The 13,123-nt window shown below is 33.9% G+C and carries 16 protein-coding genes and 1 tRNA gene; 4 read left to right on the forward strand and 13 right to left on the reverse strand.

Going from position 1 to position 13,123, the window contains the following annotated elements:
* Window positions 1–15: 15 nt before the first annotated feature.
* The 4 genes from RT228_RS11625 to RT228_RS11640 all read right to left on the reverse strand — a co-directional run bounded on the left by RT228_RS11625 (window position 16) and on the right by RT228_RS11640 (window position 2,778).
* Window positions 16–267 (reverse strand): DUF6327 family protein, encoded by a 252-nt coding sequence (locus RT228_RS11625; RefSeq protein ID WP_006257944.1) that lies wholly within the window; start codon window positions 265–267, stop codon window positions 16–18.
* Window positions 268–277: 10 nt separating this feature from the next.
* The gene (locus RT228_RS11630) at window positions 278–628 is read right to left on the reverse strand and encodes a phage holin family protein (RefSeq protein ID WP_006257945.1); all 351 of its coding nucleotides are present in this window, start codon (window positions 626–628) and stop codon (window positions 278–280) included.
* A gap of 18 nt (window positions 629–646) precedes the next feature.
* The gene (locus RT228_RS11635; RefSeq protein WP_006257946.1) at window positions 647–988 is read right to left on the reverse strand and encodes a YtxH domain-containing protein; all 342 of its coding nucleotides are present in this window, start codon (window positions 986–988) and stop codon (window positions 647–649) included.
* 107 nt (window positions 989–1,095) lie between these two features.
* Entirely contained in the window at window positions 1,096–2,778 is a 1,683-nt protein-coding gene (locus RT228_RS11640; RefSeq protein WP_006260462.1) for a glutamine--tRNA ligase/YqeY domain fusion protein, read from the reverse strand.
* Window positions 2,779–2,906: 128 nt separating this feature from the next.
* Here RT228_RS11640 and folB point away from each other — a divergent pair, with 128 nt between their 5' ends.
* Window positions 2,907–3,263, forward strand: a complete 357-nt coding sequence (gene folB / locus RT228_RS11645; protein ID WP_006257948.1) for a dihydroneopterin aldolase — start codon at window positions 2,907–2,909, stop codon at window positions 3,261–3,263.
* An 88-nt stretch (window positions 3,264–3,351) separates the two neighbouring features.
* Window positions 3,352–3,422: transfer RNA gene (locus RT228_RS11650), tRNA-Cys, on the forward strand.
* A gap of 104 nt (window positions 3,423–3,526) precedes the next feature.
* Here the strand turns inward: RT228_RS11650 and RT228_RS11655 are convergent.
* The 5 genes from RT228_RS11655 to RT228_RS11675 form a co-directional block, all read right to left on the reverse strand.
* Window positions 3,527–4,210, reverse strand: a complete 684-nt coding sequence (locus tag RT228_RS11655; RefSeq protein WP_006260461.1) for a LysE family translocator — start codon at window positions 4,208–4,210, stop codon at window positions 3,527–3,529.
* 90 nt (window positions 4,211–4,300) lie between these two features.
* On the reverse strand, window positions 4,301–4,969 hold the full coding sequence (locus tag RT228_RS11660; protein WP_006260459.1) for a head GIN domain-containing protein: 669 nt from the start codon (window positions 4,967–4,969) through the stop codon (window positions 4,301–4,303).
* 1 nt (window position 4,970) lies between these two features.
* Window positions 4,971–7,148, reverse strand: coding sequence for a ribonuclease R (gene rnr, locus RT228_RS11665; protein ID WP_006260457.1), 2,178 nt, complete (start codon window positions 7,146–7,148; stop codon window positions 4,971–4,973).
* A 404-nt stretch (window positions 7,149–7,552) separates the two neighbouring features.
* A complete protein-coding gene (locus tag RT228_RS11670) occupies window positions 7,553–8,146 on the reverse strand; it encodes a toxin-antitoxin system YwqK family antitoxin (protein WP_006260456.1) in 594 nt (197 codons plus the stop codon).
* The gene (locus RT228_RS11675) at window positions 8,136–9,020 is read right to left on the reverse strand and encodes a toxin-antitoxin system YwqK family antitoxin (RefSeq protein WP_006260455.1); all 885 of its coding nucleotides are present in this window, start codon (window positions 9,018–9,020) and stop codon (window positions 8,136–8,138) included. Before RT228_RS11675 ends, RT228_RS11670 begins: the two co-directional genes overlap by 11 nt.
* Window positions 9,021–9,283: 263 nt before the next feature.
* Here RT228_RS11675 and RT228_RS11680 point away from each other — a divergent pair, with 263 nt between their 5' ends.
* Both RT228_RS11680 and rpiB read left to right on the forward strand, forming a co-directional pair.
* Window positions 9,284–10,897, forward strand: coding sequence for an AMP-binding protein (locus RT228_RS11680; protein ID WP_313138685.1), 1,614 nt, complete (start codon window positions 9,284–9,286; stop codon window positions 10,895–10,897).
* Window positions 10,898–10,945: 48 nt separating this feature from the next.
* Window positions 10,946–11,377: a ribose 5-phosphate isomerase B gene (gene rpiB, locus RT228_RS11685; protein ID WP_006257955.1), complete on the forward strand. Its 432-nt coding sequence runs from the start codon at window positions 10,946–10,948 to the stop codon at window positions 11,375–11,377.
* Window positions 11,378–11,489: 112 nt separating this feature from the next.
* Here the strand turns inward: rpiB and RT228_RS11690 are convergent, their stop codons facing one another.
* The 4 genes from RT228_RS11690 to RT228_RS11705 form a co-directional block, all read right to left on the reverse strand.
* Window positions 11,490–11,696, reverse strand: a complete 207-nt coding sequence (locus RT228_RS11690) for a hypothetical protein (RefSeq protein ID WP_006257956.1) — start codon at window positions 11,694–11,696, stop codon at window positions 11,490–11,492.
* 6 nt (window positions 11,697–11,702) lie between these two features.
* A complete protein-coding gene (locus RT228_RS11695) occupies window positions 11,703–12,173 on the reverse strand; it encodes a DUF6934 family protein (RefSeq protein ID WP_006260453.1) in 471 nt (156 codons plus the stop codon).
* A 176-nt stretch (window positions 12,174–12,349) separates the two neighbouring features.
* On the reverse strand, window positions 12,350–12,565 hold the full coding sequence (locus RT228_RS11700; protein WP_006257958.1) for a hypothetical protein: 216 nt from the start codon (window positions 12,563–12,565) through the stop codon (window positions 12,350–12,352).
* A gap of 6 nt (window positions 12,566–12,571) precedes the next feature.
* The gene (locus tag RT228_RS11705) at window positions 12,572–13,042 is read right to left on the reverse strand and encodes a DUF6934 family protein (RefSeq protein ID WP_006260452.1); all 471 of its coding nucleotides are present in this window, start codon (window positions 13,040–13,042) and stop codon (window positions 12,572–12,574) included.
* Window positions 13,043–13,123: the final 81 nt, after the last annotated feature.

Consider the following 13,123-nt stretch of genomic DNA (forward strand, 5'->3'; position numbering starts at 1 on the left):
TTTCTTATTAAAAAACTATTTGTTTTTAGTTCTATTCTTAAAGAAGTATTTTAAAGCAGTTGTTATTAAAAACGCTTGAATATTACTCGAACCTTTTACATAAGATGTAACTGAGCCTAATGTATTTCTAACGACTCTGTCAGGTGATAATTCTGTTTTTATATTATCTACTGCTCTAAAGACTTTGTGATAGTGTATATCTTTTTTCAGTTTTAGAACTTCTAGATCATATTTGATTTCTTCAAAAGAAGAATAAGACTTTCTCATCGTACCAGTTTTAATCGTTAAATATTATCTCAGATAACTTTCTAAGAAATGGTTTTTCTACTAGAGGTTTTCTAAATAGATAAGCTAATACAGCTATCAGCATATAGAATGCTGCTACTATTAAAAAACCTAGAGCTGTACTCTCAAGACAAGCTGCTAAAGCATAAGCTGCAAATAAAGATAAGAAAAGTAGAGACATCATAACAAACAGACATACTAGAAGTAAAGTCATAAACTTGCTCCCAGCTTTGGCTGTAATTTTAAACCCCCATAAGCGATAGTAATCTAAACTTGTATTGATAAACTCTTCAGAGTTAGTCTTAATGTCGTCTAGATTCTCTTTTATATCCTTAAATGCCATTTCTTATATACTACTTGATTACTTCTTAGCGTTTTCAGCTATACTGTTTCCTTTAGACTTTAACTCTGCTAATTTTTTTTCTAAAGCAGCGATAACGTCATCTTTTTTGTCTTCTGTATGAGCTAAAAATTCATCAAATCCAGCTTCGAAATCTTGTTTCTTTTTTGCTACAGTTTGACGTACTTGTTTTTTTAATTCATCAATTTTATCACTTAAATCATCTTTTGACTCATTAAATGTTTTTTTGATTTTTTTACGTGTTTTTTTTCCTTCGTCAGGTGCAAATAATATTCCTAGACCTGCTCCTACTACTACTCCAGCTAATACTGCGATAGTTGTATTTCCTAAATGATTTGACATAGCTTTTAATTTTTAAAATGATTAATACTCTAAGGTATAAAAAAAGCAGTGTTTTAACCGTTAATTTTTAGTTAAAACACTGCTTTTGTGTAATTTTTATAGAAGTATTACTTTTGTTCTACTTTTGCCCAAGTATCTCTTAAACCTACGGTTTTATTGAATACTAGCGCTTCTGGAGTACTGTTTTTATCTACACAGAAATAGCCTAAACGTTGGAATTGGAATTTATCTCCTTCTACCGCTGTACTTAGACTTGGTTCTAGATATCCTTTCACTACCTCTAATGAGTTAGGATTGATAAAATCTAAGAAGTCTACCTCTTTATTACCATCAGGGTTCTCATCTACGAATAGACGGTCATAGATACGCACTTCTGCTTCTACTGCATGAGGTACAGATACCCAGTGTATAGTTCCTTTTACTTTTCGCTTGCTCGCTTCAGATCCACTACCACTTCTACTGTCAGCATCATAAGTAGCGTGTATCTCAGTGATGTTGCCATTCTCGTCTTTTACTACGCTTTCACCTTTGATGATATAAGCATTTTTAAGGCGTACTTCTTTTCCTAAAGTCAATCTAAAGAATTTGCTATTCGCTTCTTCTTTGAAGTCTTCTCTTTCGATATAAAGCTCTTTAGAGAAAGGAACTTTACGGAAAGTCATTACTTCTTCTTCAGGGTTATTCTCTGCATCTAGCCACTCTTCTTGTCCTTCTGGATAGTTAGTGATTACTAGTTTTACAGGATCTAATACTGCCATCACACGAGGAGCTATCTTATTAAGGTCTTCTCTAATGCAGAATTCTAATAGAGATACATCGATAAGGTTATCACGCTTAGCGATACCTATCGTATCAGCGTAGTTTCTAATAGAAGCTGCTGTGTATCCTCTTCTTCTCAGTCCTGATATCGTAGACATACGTGGGTCATCCCATCCTGTCACGTGTCCTTCGCTTACTAGACGAGCTAGCTTACGCTTACTTACTACTGTATGTGATAAGTTTCTTCTAGCGAATTCGCGTTGTTTAGGTCTGATATTATTCTCATCTACCACTTGATCTAAGAACCAATCATATAACTCTCTATGAGGTAAGAACTCTAATGTACAGAATGAATGTGAGATGCTCTCTAAGTAATCACTCTCTCCGTGAGCCCAGTCATACATAGGGTATATACACCAGTCATTATTCGTTCTGTGGTGTGCTTTTTTCATGATTCTATACATGATAGGATCACGCATAAGCATATTCGTATGTGCCATGTCTATCTTAGCACGTAAAATATGAGTTCCTTCTTCAAATTCGCCATTCTTCATTCTCTCGAATAAATCAAGGTTCTCTTCTACAGATCTATTTCTATATGGACTATCTACACCTACTGTAGATGGAGTACCTTTTTGCTGAGCCATTTCTTCTGAAGTTTGGCTATCAACATAAGCTTTACCGTCCTTAATCATTTGGACAGCCCAGTCGTATAGCTGTTGGAAATAGTCAGATGCATAAACTTCATTTGCCCATTTGTACCCTAGCCACTCTACGTCTTGCTTGATTGCGTCAACAAACTCCTGTTCTTCTTTAGAAGGATTGGTATCATCAAAGCGCAAGTTCACAGGCGCATTGTATTTAAGACCTAATCCAAAGTTTAAACAAATAGAACTCGCGTGACCTAAATGCAAATAACCATTAGGCTCAGGCGGAAAACGGAAATGAAGTTTTTCTGTTGGCAAACCATTCTTGATATCTTCTTCAATGATTTGCTCAATAAAGTTTAATGATTTCTCTTTTGTTGACATGGAAATAATTATTATAACTACAAAGGTATCAAAAAACTAATCAAAAGCTGATAGTCTTTTAGCATATTATGAATTATAGGAGGCAAATAATTTGTACTTTTAGCCATTATTAAACAAACAAATGTGTTATGGGAATAATTAGATTAAACAATATTAGAACGTTTTCTTTTCATGGATGTATGGATGAAGAGGCAAAAATAGGTTCGGATTACCGAGTAGATTTAATTGCGAAAGGAGATTTTACGATGGCTGCTTCTACAGATGATTTGAAACATTCTATAGACTACGTTCACTTAAATACAATCGTGAAGGAAGAGATGGCTATTCGATCTAAGTTATTAGAGCATGTAGCACAACGAATCATCGACAGAGTAATCCTAGAAATAAGAATGGTAGAAGAAATAACAGTATTAGTCTCTAAAATAAACCCTCCTGTAGGTGGTGATGTAGAATATGTAACTGTTGAAATGCAAGGAGTTAGATAATATCGTCTTGAATTGTTGTAAAAAAGTACATTAATTGGTTTTGAAATATCAAAATATTTAGTAAGTTTGCAATCCAATTCAAGGACAAGGCTTCGTGTCCGAGTGGCTAGGAAGCGGTCTGCAAAACCGTCTACAGCGGTTCGAATCCGCTCGAAGCCTCAACTAAAGGATAGTGATTTCACTATCCTTTTTTTATGCATTATAGTTAACGTTATATCTTATTATAAAAACAAAGGGATTAGTAATTCACTAAGCCCTTTGCTTTATCTCTTACTCTCTAGATTAGGGAGAGGGAGATTAATATGATTATCTGCAGATTTTGGAAGTATTCCTTTAATCATAATGACTAGCCCGAATACCATAATAACGATACTGCTTATTTTTTTTATCTTTAAGATATTGGTTGCTGTGAGCTTTTCGCGTAGTTTCTTTGCTAAGAATATTTTGAAAAGATCTGTAACGAAGTACGCTAGAATAGTGAACCCAAAGAAGGTAAACATCTTATTAGGATTCATATCCATCTGCGGGCCTAATGTTATAATAATCCCTAACCAAAAACCGAGTACTCCTACATTGATAAAATTAAGTAGGAACCCTTTTGCAAATAAGTTTAAGTATTCTCGTCTTAGATTAGGTGGGGCTATTTGTAAGGTTTGTACTTGTACCTTTTTTAGTTTGATAAAAGAGATAATCCCATAAGTAAGCATAATCATTCCCCCAAAGAGGAATAGTGCAGGGTCATCCTTTATCGCATTGATTAATTTAAAGCTACTAAAGAACGCTATAGCGAAGAATACCGCATCAGCTAATATAACACCTATATCGAAGGCTATAGCTGCCTTAAACCCTCTTGTAATACTTGTCTCAATAAGAATAAAAAAAACAGGTCCGATCATAAAACTCAGAAAGAATCCAAGAGTGACACCTGTTAATAAATCATCAAACATCTTATATAATTAAAAAATGCCAATTCTAGAATTGGCATTTATTCATAATCTTTTGCAAGATACATTTTTTTGTATAAAAACGTATTATTACTAATCTACTTTTTTAATTACTCCACCTAGAACATTCTTTTCACTAATTGTTTTAGGGGTTCCATGAACTCTGATTTCCCCACCTGCTCTCACCTTTGCTTCTACGAGTTCAGTAGCTCTTACTTCTGCAATACCACCAGCATTTACAGTAACGATAGTTTGATTTGTTTCTAAGTCTTGACTCTTTACTTTAGCACCAGAACTATTCAGTACATCTTGTACATTTGCTTTTCCTTTTAGTGTAATAACTGAACCCGCACTTGACTTAACAATTGCTTTGTCTACATCTATATTTAGATTAATCATTCCACCAGTCTTCGCATTTATAATTAGTGTAGTTGCTTTGATAGGAGTTTCTCCTTTTATGCTAGCCCCTTCGCCTGCTACTACTTCAGATAGCTTGTTGTAGTATAGTTTTACTTTGATATCATCTCCTTGAAAACTATTAATGAAGTTCATCTTTATTTTTAGAACTCCGTTCTTGTTTACTACGTTTACATAGTCTTCTTTATCTCCTTCAATTTCTATTTTACCTTCTTCTCCAGGAACTAAAGTTACTGCAATTTGATCAAAAACATTAACTTTTGAAAAGTCTCCTATTGATTTCGTTTTTTGTGCAAAAGAAATTGTACTTGCCATTACGGCAATGAATAAAACGATTTTTTTCATCTTAGTTTACCTTTTTAATATAGTTGAAATCTAATTGTTTTTTTACAAGATCTGCATTCTTAACAGTAACGATAACCTCATCACCTAGCTGAAGCATCTTTTTCGTTGCTTGTCCTACTAATGCATATTGTTTCTCTTCGAATACGTAATAGTCTTCTTTTATTTCTCTAATACGCACCATACCTTCACACTTGTTATCTACTATCTCTACATAGATACCCCATTCTGTAACACCTGAGATAACACCCAAGAACTCTGTACCTTGCTGATCTTGCATATATTTCACTTGCATGTATTTGATACTATCTCTTTCTGCATTGGCCGCTAGGTTCTCTCTAGAAGAACAGTGAGAACATTTTACTTCATATAACTCCGGATTTACGTTATCACCATGGTCTAAATAGTGTTGTAATAATCTATGAGCCATTACGTCAGGATAACGACGAATAGGTGAAGTAAAGTGAGAATAGTAATCAAACGCTAATCCATAGTGCCCGATATTGTTCGTAGAATAACTCGCTTTACTCATACATCTAATCGCTAGAGTATCTACTAAGTTTTGTTCTTTTTTACCTTCTACATCTTTTAGAAGTTTGTTGATAGACTTAGAGATACTAGACTTAGACTTGAAGTTAATATTATGTCCAAAGCGTGCAATCACAGTCTGTAGACCAAATAACTTCTCTTGATCTGGTTCGTCGTGTATACGGTATACGAATGTTTTCTTTTGTTTACCAATAAACTCAGATACTTTTCTATTCGCTAATAACATGAATTCCTCAATCAAATGATTAGCTTCTTTTGATTGTTTGAAGAATACACCTACTGGCTCAGCTGCTTCGTTTAGGTTAAACTTAACCTCTACTTTATCAAAAGAAATAGCACCATCTGACATACGGTTCTTACGCATGATCATTGCTAATTCATTTAGCTTTAATACTGCATCAGCTACTTCTTCACTTACTTCTTGATCTTCTCCTGTAAGCGAGATATCAGCAGGAATAACTCTGTCTTTAGAGTCAATGATATACTGAGCTTCTTCGTAAGCCATACGTTGGTCAGAATGCGTTACAGTACGACCAAACCATTTGTTTCTGATTTCTGCTTTATCGTCTAATTCAAATACAGCAGAGAAAGTATATTTATCTTCATTAGGTCTTAACGAACAAGCAAAGTTAGATAACACCTCAGGTAGCATAGGTACAGTTCTATCCACTAGATATACAGAAGTAGCTCTGTTATAAGCCTCTTCATCTAGGATAGTTCCTTCTTTTACATAGTGAGATACGTCAGCGATGTGAATACCTATTTCGTAGAATCCATTTTCTAACTGACGGAATGATAAGGCATCATCGAAGTCTTTTGCATCTTTAGGGTCAATCGTGAACGTAAGAATATCACGCATATCTCTACGCTTCGCTATTTCCTCTTCAGTGATAGAAGTATCTAAGTGATTAGCATATTCATCTACTTCTTTAGGGAATTCTGCTGTTAATCCATATTCAGCTAAAATAGCGTGTATTTCAGTATTGTGTTCTCCTTGTTTACCAAGTACTTTCATCACTTTACCGAATGGGCTATCTGCTTTCTCTGGCCAATCTTCTATTTCTACCACGACTACATCCCCATCACGTGCCTCTCCTACTTTTTCTTTAGGAACGAATATATCTGTGTACATTTTAGCATCTGCAGTAGATACGAAAGCAAAGTTTTTTTGAATCTCGATAACTCCCACAAATTGTTTTTTGTGTCTTTCTAAGATTTCTACTACTTCTCCTTCTGGTTTTTTACCTTTTCGTTTGTTGTAGATATATGCTTTAACGAAGTCACCATCTAAAGCCTTGTTTAGGTTATTTGTTGGGATAAACACATCCTCCTCTACTCCTTCTACTACTAGATAAGCAGTCTTACGAGAAGTCATATCGATATAACCTTCTACATAGTTTGCTTTAGGAATGAATTTGTATTTACCAGTTTCGATCTCTTCTATTTTTCCTTTTGAGATAAGGTGTTTAAGCTCTTTGATAATCTCATTTCTACCTTGAGTATCGTTTATTTCTAATTGAGCAGCGATCTGTTTATAGTTATACGTTTTAGTCGTATTCTTTGATAAGAATTTTAATATTTTTGGAGCAAAGTCAAATGCTTTACTCTTTTTATGTTTAATTTTTTTTGCCATTTTCTAATTCATTATGTTTACCTAAAATAGGGTTGGTAATTATCCTTAAATGTACGAATTACTAACTGTTTTCTCCTATTTTTTAGTAATATTTTAATTTGATTGTTTTAATCAGCGATAGTATTTCTTCTTTTGTAGCTAAGTTTTTGAAGAAATAGGTCGAGAAATAACTCTTTTAGAGAAAGGAAGGTAGAGTTATTTAATACTTATATTTTATCGTTGATCAGTACACTGTACTTTCATTTCTTGAAGTACGTTTGATTCTGCAAATTTATAATGTTCTAGTTTATTTTCCAAAAACTCCCTAAAAAGAGGGATAAAATAATACAAAAAGCAAGAATAAGGTACCTCAATATCCTATTCTTGCTTTACAATTTATTCTTTTAACGTAGTGTAAAAGTGGATTAGTCAAAGTTTAACCCATGTGAGAACTTCCCATTTTCGTAATAGTCTATTTTGATTACTTTTCCATTTTTATAGTAACTTCTTTGGTCAAGTTTTCCTCTAGTTGTAAACTTATCTTCTTGGGTAATAATGCCCTCTACGTATGTTGTTGTATATTTTATTTTACCATTGTCATAAAAGCGATGGTGCAATTCTTTCTTATCGTTTCTGAAGAATGCCTCATATTCTAGCTTGCCATCATCATTATAGAACTTACTTATTCCCTCTTTTACTCCCTCTTGATAGGAATAGATTCCCTTTGTTTTACCATTCTCATAATAGGTTCTGTATTCTCCTTCTAGCTTGCCTAGTACATATTTACCTTCAGAAAAAAGCACTCCATTGCGATAGTAAGTTTTTCTGATTCCAGTACGCATTCCTTCTTCATAAGTAACATCTTCTACTTTTATATCATAGTCATTGTATCGTTGTATTTTGCCATTTAGCGGCTTGCCGTCTAGTTGATATAATACAGCTTCTTCTTGTCCATATACAGTTGTTATTGAGCAAGTAAGTAATAATGATAAAATTAGAAATATAGCTTTATTCTTCATCTTCATCAGGATTAAAGGTTTGCATTGCTTTTATAACTAGAGGTTCATATACCTTCTTATAAATAATATCAGATTGATCTATTAGCTTACCTTTCCCATTGTGTAGAGTCGACCTACCTACTTCATACCCATTTTGGAAAGTTCTTCTGATGTATAGATCAGCAGCAACATATTGTTTGTACTCCCCATCTAGCAGACCGTTGATATAGTTCATTTCTTTGACAGGATTACCTTTAGTATCTGTCACCTTTCTTAAACCACTCCTCTTGCCATTTAGATAATAATTGTCTTCTAGCAAGGTTCCTGCAGGAGCATATATCTTCTCAGGTCCTTCCTTTTTATCCTTTTTATAAAGTGTTTTAATCTTTACTTTGCCATTAGGGTGATAATAGAAGAATTCTCCATCGAGTTTATTCTGGATATAGGTAGATTTCTGAAGAAGTTTACCATCTAAGTAATCTTTAGAGATACCATTAAGTACTCCGTTTTTATAATTGTACTCATCTTCTAGCATTCCATTTTCTGAGTAAGACTGAGCTAAGCCTTCTCTATCTCCATTAGCATAAGTTACAGAATAGGTTAGTTTCCCATTAGCATAGTATTCTTTAAAAGCTCCGCTTAGTTTGCTGTCTTTGTAGGTACATTCCTTTTTTAGCTTTCCATTATCGTAGTAGCTTTTATTCATACCTTCTTTTTTACCATTGACTAAGGTTGCTTCTTCCGCTAATTGGTTGTTAGCATAGAAGCATTTTAGCTTCCCATTTATGGGTTTATTCGTATCCGCATATTTGTAAGTACCGTAGTCTATTTGTGCATATATACTTATAGAACAGAAGACTGTGCATAGTATTGATATTAATCTAAGTTGTCTCATATTCAGCTGTTTTAATTATACATATAGAGGTACTATAAAGTTACTGATTTATAATCTGTTAGTTATTCTTGCTATATCTCTATTTATGGTATTAATTACTTGTTTGTTTGACTAAAAGAAGGGAGTTAGAGAGTAGAATAATTTTTTGAGGATAATGATGCCTTTTATCTAGTATAGCTAAGATTCTTTATAGCAATTAATTATATAAACCGAATTGTATTTAAAATTTCGTACTTTAGAAAAACCAACAAAAAACTATATTTATGAATACTATTTCTTATGTGCATGGTGCATCTGATACACCATTGTTAGGAGAAACCATAGGACAGAATCTAAAAAAGATAACAGATCAATACCCCAAAAATGAGGCATTAGTCAGTGTTCATCAAGGATTCAGAGCAACGTATCAAGAGTTCTATAACTTGACGACTCAAGTTGCAAAATCATTATTAGCGCATAATATACAGAAAGGAGATCGCGTAGGGATATGGGCGCCCAACTGTTATGAGTGGGTGCTTATGCAGTATGCTACGGCTCGTATAGGCGTGATATTAGTTAATATTAACCCTGCTTATCGAGCACATGAGATCGAGTTTGCGGTTAATCAATCTGAAATATCCCTTATTGTATCTGCTCCAAGTTTTAAAAGTAGTGATTACCGAAAGATTATCTCCTTGATTTTTGAAGATTGTCCTTCGTTAAAAGAAGTTGTTTTCTTAGGAGAAGAATGGGATACTTTCTTATCAGATAGCGATCAGATAACAGATGGAGAACTAGCCATCATAGAAGACTCTGTACAGTTCGGAGAAGCTGTTAATATACAATATACTTCAGGGACTACAGGTTTCCCTAAGGGAGTAACCCTTACACATCACAATATCCTAAACAACGGTTATTTTATTGGTAAGCGTTTAAAGTACACTACTACAGATAGAGTCTGTATTCCTGTGCCTTTTTATCACTGTTTCGGTATGGTTATAGGCAATCTGTGTTGTACTTCTCATGGAGCTACGATCGTGATTCCAAATGACGGATTTGACCCTGCTAAGACCCTTCAGGTAGTACAAGACGAGAAGTGTACTTCCTTATATGGAGTGCCTACTATGTTTATTGCAGAACTACAGTTGCCTAACTTTAAAGAGTATGACCTTACCTCTTTGAGAACGGGAGTGATGGCTGGCTCATTGTGTCCTGAGCAAATGATGCGTCGCGTGAAGACAGAGATGAATATGGAGGAAGTGAGTATCTGTTATGGTATGACAGAGACTTCACCTGTATCTACCCAAACACATATCGGTATTGATATTGTCAAACAGACCACGACAGTAGGAACTGTACAAGACCACCTAGAAATCAAAATTATAGATCCAGAAACAGGTAGAATAGTTCCTAGAGGAGAAGCAGGCGAACTGTGTACACGTGGGTATTCAGTGATGTTGAAATATTGGAATAACCGCACATTGACCTCTGAGGTATTAGATGAGAATAGATGGATGCATACAGGAGACTTGGCTACTATGGATGATCAAGGGTATATTTCGATTACAGGACGTATTAAAGACCTTATTATTCGTGGAGGGGAGAATATATCTCCGAAGTGGATAGAAGACTTCTTATACACTCATCCCTCTATTGCAGATGTGCAGGTTATCGGGGTTCCAGATGAGAAATATGGAGAAGAGATTATGGCTTGGGTAATCTTAAAACCTGGAATAACCTTGACAGGTGAAGAATTAAAAGGCTTCTGTACCGAGAAGATAGCCCACTTCAGAATACCGAAGTATTGGAAGTTCGTATCGGAATTCCCAATGACCATATCAGGTAAGGTAAGAAAAGTAGAGATGAGACAAATAGCAGTGGAAGAATTAGGGCTGTAGAAAAGATTTATTCTTAACTTTGTACAAAATTATTCAACACAACACACAATGAAAATAGCAATCGGAAATGATCACGCGGGACCTGAATACAAAAAGGCTATCGTTAAGTATCTAGAAGAAAAAGGATTTACAGTAACTAACTATGGGACAGATGATTTTTCGTCTGTTGACTATCCAGATTTTGGACATAAAGTAGCTACAGATGTAGAAGAAGGTAAAGTTGATTTTGGTATCGTAATCTGTGGAAGCGGAAACGGTATAGCTATGACTGCTAATAAACATCAAGGTGTGCGTTGTGCCCTTTGTTGGACAAAAGAGATTGCTGAGTTAGCAAGACTGCACAATGATGCTAATGTGATCAGTATACCTGCTCGTTATACTTCTATAGAGCAAGCTGTAGCGATGGTAGAGACTTTCTTAAACACAGCTTTCGAAGGTGGAAGACACCAGAATAGAGTGAACAAGATTACTTGTGCCTAAACAAGTAAATACTATAATGTAAAAAGAACAAAAGCACGTAGTCTCTAGATTACGTGCTTTTTTATTTTATAACAGTCTTGTTTTTTATTATCAGTAGTAAGTTATTGAATAACTATTCTTGTGCTTTTTTTTCTGCTCTATTTCTTTCTAACATTTCATTAAAACGTTGCCATTCTCCAGAAGCTTTTAGTTCATTGATTAAAGCAATTGTACCTTCTAGCTTCCCTGTATTATCAATAATAACCTCTTCTCTATCAGAGTATGTAACTTTATGTAAGATAGGTTCTTCGTTTTTATTAAAATCAATTTCTTTTTTCATAATGCATTACTTTATACTGTTCATATTAGGTGTGATTAGAAAGCCTTGATATTCTTTATTCTTAGCAAAGAATATTAACTTTCCTTCTATATCAAATCCATAGATATTAAAATATTTAGACAGTTCCTCATAGTTATTTGATATAGCTATTCTGTATAATCGTGTTCGTGAAGGGGTACTACCTCTAAAGACTATTTTATAAACTTCTTTGTCTTGCGTGAATAGTAAAATTGCTTGAAATAGTGTAGCTAATATCTTAACCATATCACCATTATTACTAACGACTTTGTCATCTATAGCATTACTATTTACTAGGTCTTTGTTCTTATCTCCAAAACTTAGATTATATAATTCGTCTTCTATATCTAATAGTGTAAAGTTAATTATTTTTTCGATTACTTGAGTATCAGAGATACTTGTAAATTCATAACTGTAATTCCTGTTAAAAGCTGTAAGTGAATAAGATGGATACTGCATATCTAACCTATTAGCGTGTTAGAAATGACAAGTTAGGGATTATCTATAAGACGAAATAACAGTATTCAAAGACTGTGTATATCCAGAGAAGATAGATAGTAGATTCGTTAGTGATCAGAAGTATTATTAGGCAAAATAGTGAGAACTAAAAGTCCTTAGTTATTGTTGAAGGAATATTAAGATTCCTTTTGTGCCTTTTCGTATTCTTCTTTTCGTATTCTTTCTCTTTCTTCGAAAATGTCTAATTCCCCTGAAGCTCTTAGCTGTGCAAATAGATTATTTGCATATTCTATTTTACCTGATTCGTCAATGACTCTTAGGTTGTTATTAATAGTAATAATTTTAGGTTTAGTATCAGTCTTTACTTCGTTTGAATCAATCTTTTTTTTCATAATGCCTTATTTTATACTGTTTGTATTTGGTGTGATTAAGAAACCTTGATAGTTTGTATTCTTTGCAAAGAACACTACTTTTCCTTCCATATCAAATCCGTATATACTGAAATGTTTAGATAGTTCAGCATAGTTATTAGATACAGCCATTCTGTATAATCGTGTGCGTGAAGGAGTACTACCAGTAAAGTATATTTTATAAAAATCTTTGCCTTCCGTAAATTTGAGTACAGCTCTAAATATAGTAGCCAATACTTTATTCATATCACCATTATTACTGACAATTCTATCGTTTATACGCAATAAATCACCATCGTAATTGGTTCTATCTCCAAAGCTTAAGTTATAAACTTTATACTCACCTTCGACAGGTGTAAAGATAATTAATTTTTTGATTGCTTGGTTTTTGCCTATGCTTGTAAACTCATAGATTGAGTTTTCTCTATCTGTTGTAAATGAATAAGATGGATACTGCATGTCTAACCTATTAGCATGTTAGAAATGACAAGTTAGGGATTATCTATAAGACGAAATAACAGTATTCAAACACCTTTTTTG

It is taken from the genome of Myroides sp. (genome assembly GCF_032073645.1).
GTDB lineage: Bacteria > Bacteroidota > Bacteroidia > Flavobacteriales > Flavobacteriaceae > Flavobacterium > Flavobacterium odoratimimum.

Coding starts and splice junctions, on each gene's coding strand:
- RT228_RS11625 (WP_006257944.1), bottom strand. CDS start 267: ATGAGAAAGTCTTATTCTTCTTTTGAAGAAATCAAATATGATCTAGAA.
- RT228_RS11675 (WP_006260455.1), bottom strand. CDS start 9,020: ATGAGACAACTTAGATTAATATCAATACTATGCACAGTCTTCTGTTCT.
- RT228_RS11695 (WP_006260453.1), bottom strand. CDS start 12,173: ATGCAGTATCCATCTTATTCACTTACAGCTTTTAACAGGAATTACAGT.
- rpiB (WP_006257955.1), top strand. CDS start 10,946: ATGAAAATAGCAATCGGAAATGATCACGCGGGACCTGAATACAAAAAG.
- rnr (WP_006260457.1), bottom strand. CDS start 7,148: ATGGCAAAAAAAATTAAACATAAAAAGAGTAAAGCATTTGACTTTGCT.
- RT228_RS11670 (WP_006260456.1), bottom strand. CDS start 8,146: ATGAAGAATAAAGCTATATTTCTAATTTTATCATTATTACTTACTTGC.
- RT228_RS11680 (WP_313138685.1), top strand. CDS start 9,284: ATGAATACTATTTCTTATGTGCATGGTGCATCTGATACACCATTGTTA.
- RT228_RS11700 (WP_006257958.1), bottom strand. CDS start 12,565: ATGAAAAAAAAGATTGATTCAAACGAAGTAAAGACTGATACTAAACCT.
- folB (WP_006257948.1), top strand. CDS start 2,907: ATGGGAATAATTAGATTAAACAATATTAGAACGTTTTCTTTTCATGGA.
- RT228_RS11660 (WP_006260459.1), bottom strand. CDS start 4,969: ATGAAAAAAATCGTTTTATTCATTGCCGTAATGGCAAGTACAATTTCT.
- RT228_RS11705 (WP_006260452.1), bottom strand. CDS start 13,042: ATGCAGTATCCATCTTATTCATTTACAACAGATAGAGAAAACTCAATC.
- RT228_RS11635 (WP_006257946.1), bottom strand. CDS start 988: ATGTCAAATCATTTAGGAAATACAACTATCGCAGTATTAGCTGGAGTA.
- RT228_RS11630 (WP_006257945.1), bottom strand. CDS start 628: ATGGCATTTAAGGATATAAAAGAGAATCTAGACGACATTAAGACTAAC.
- RT228_RS11690 (WP_006257956.1), bottom strand. CDS start 11,696: ATGAAAAAAGAAATTGATTTTAATAAAAACGAAGAACCTATCTTACAT.
- RT228_RS11640 (WP_006260462.1), bottom strand. CDS start 2,778: ATGTCAACAAAAGAGAAATCATTAAACTTTATTGAGCAAATCATTGAA.
- RT228_RS11655 (WP_006260461.1), bottom strand. CDS start 4,210: ATGTTTGATGATTTATTAACAGGTGTCACTCTTGGATTCTTTCTGAGT.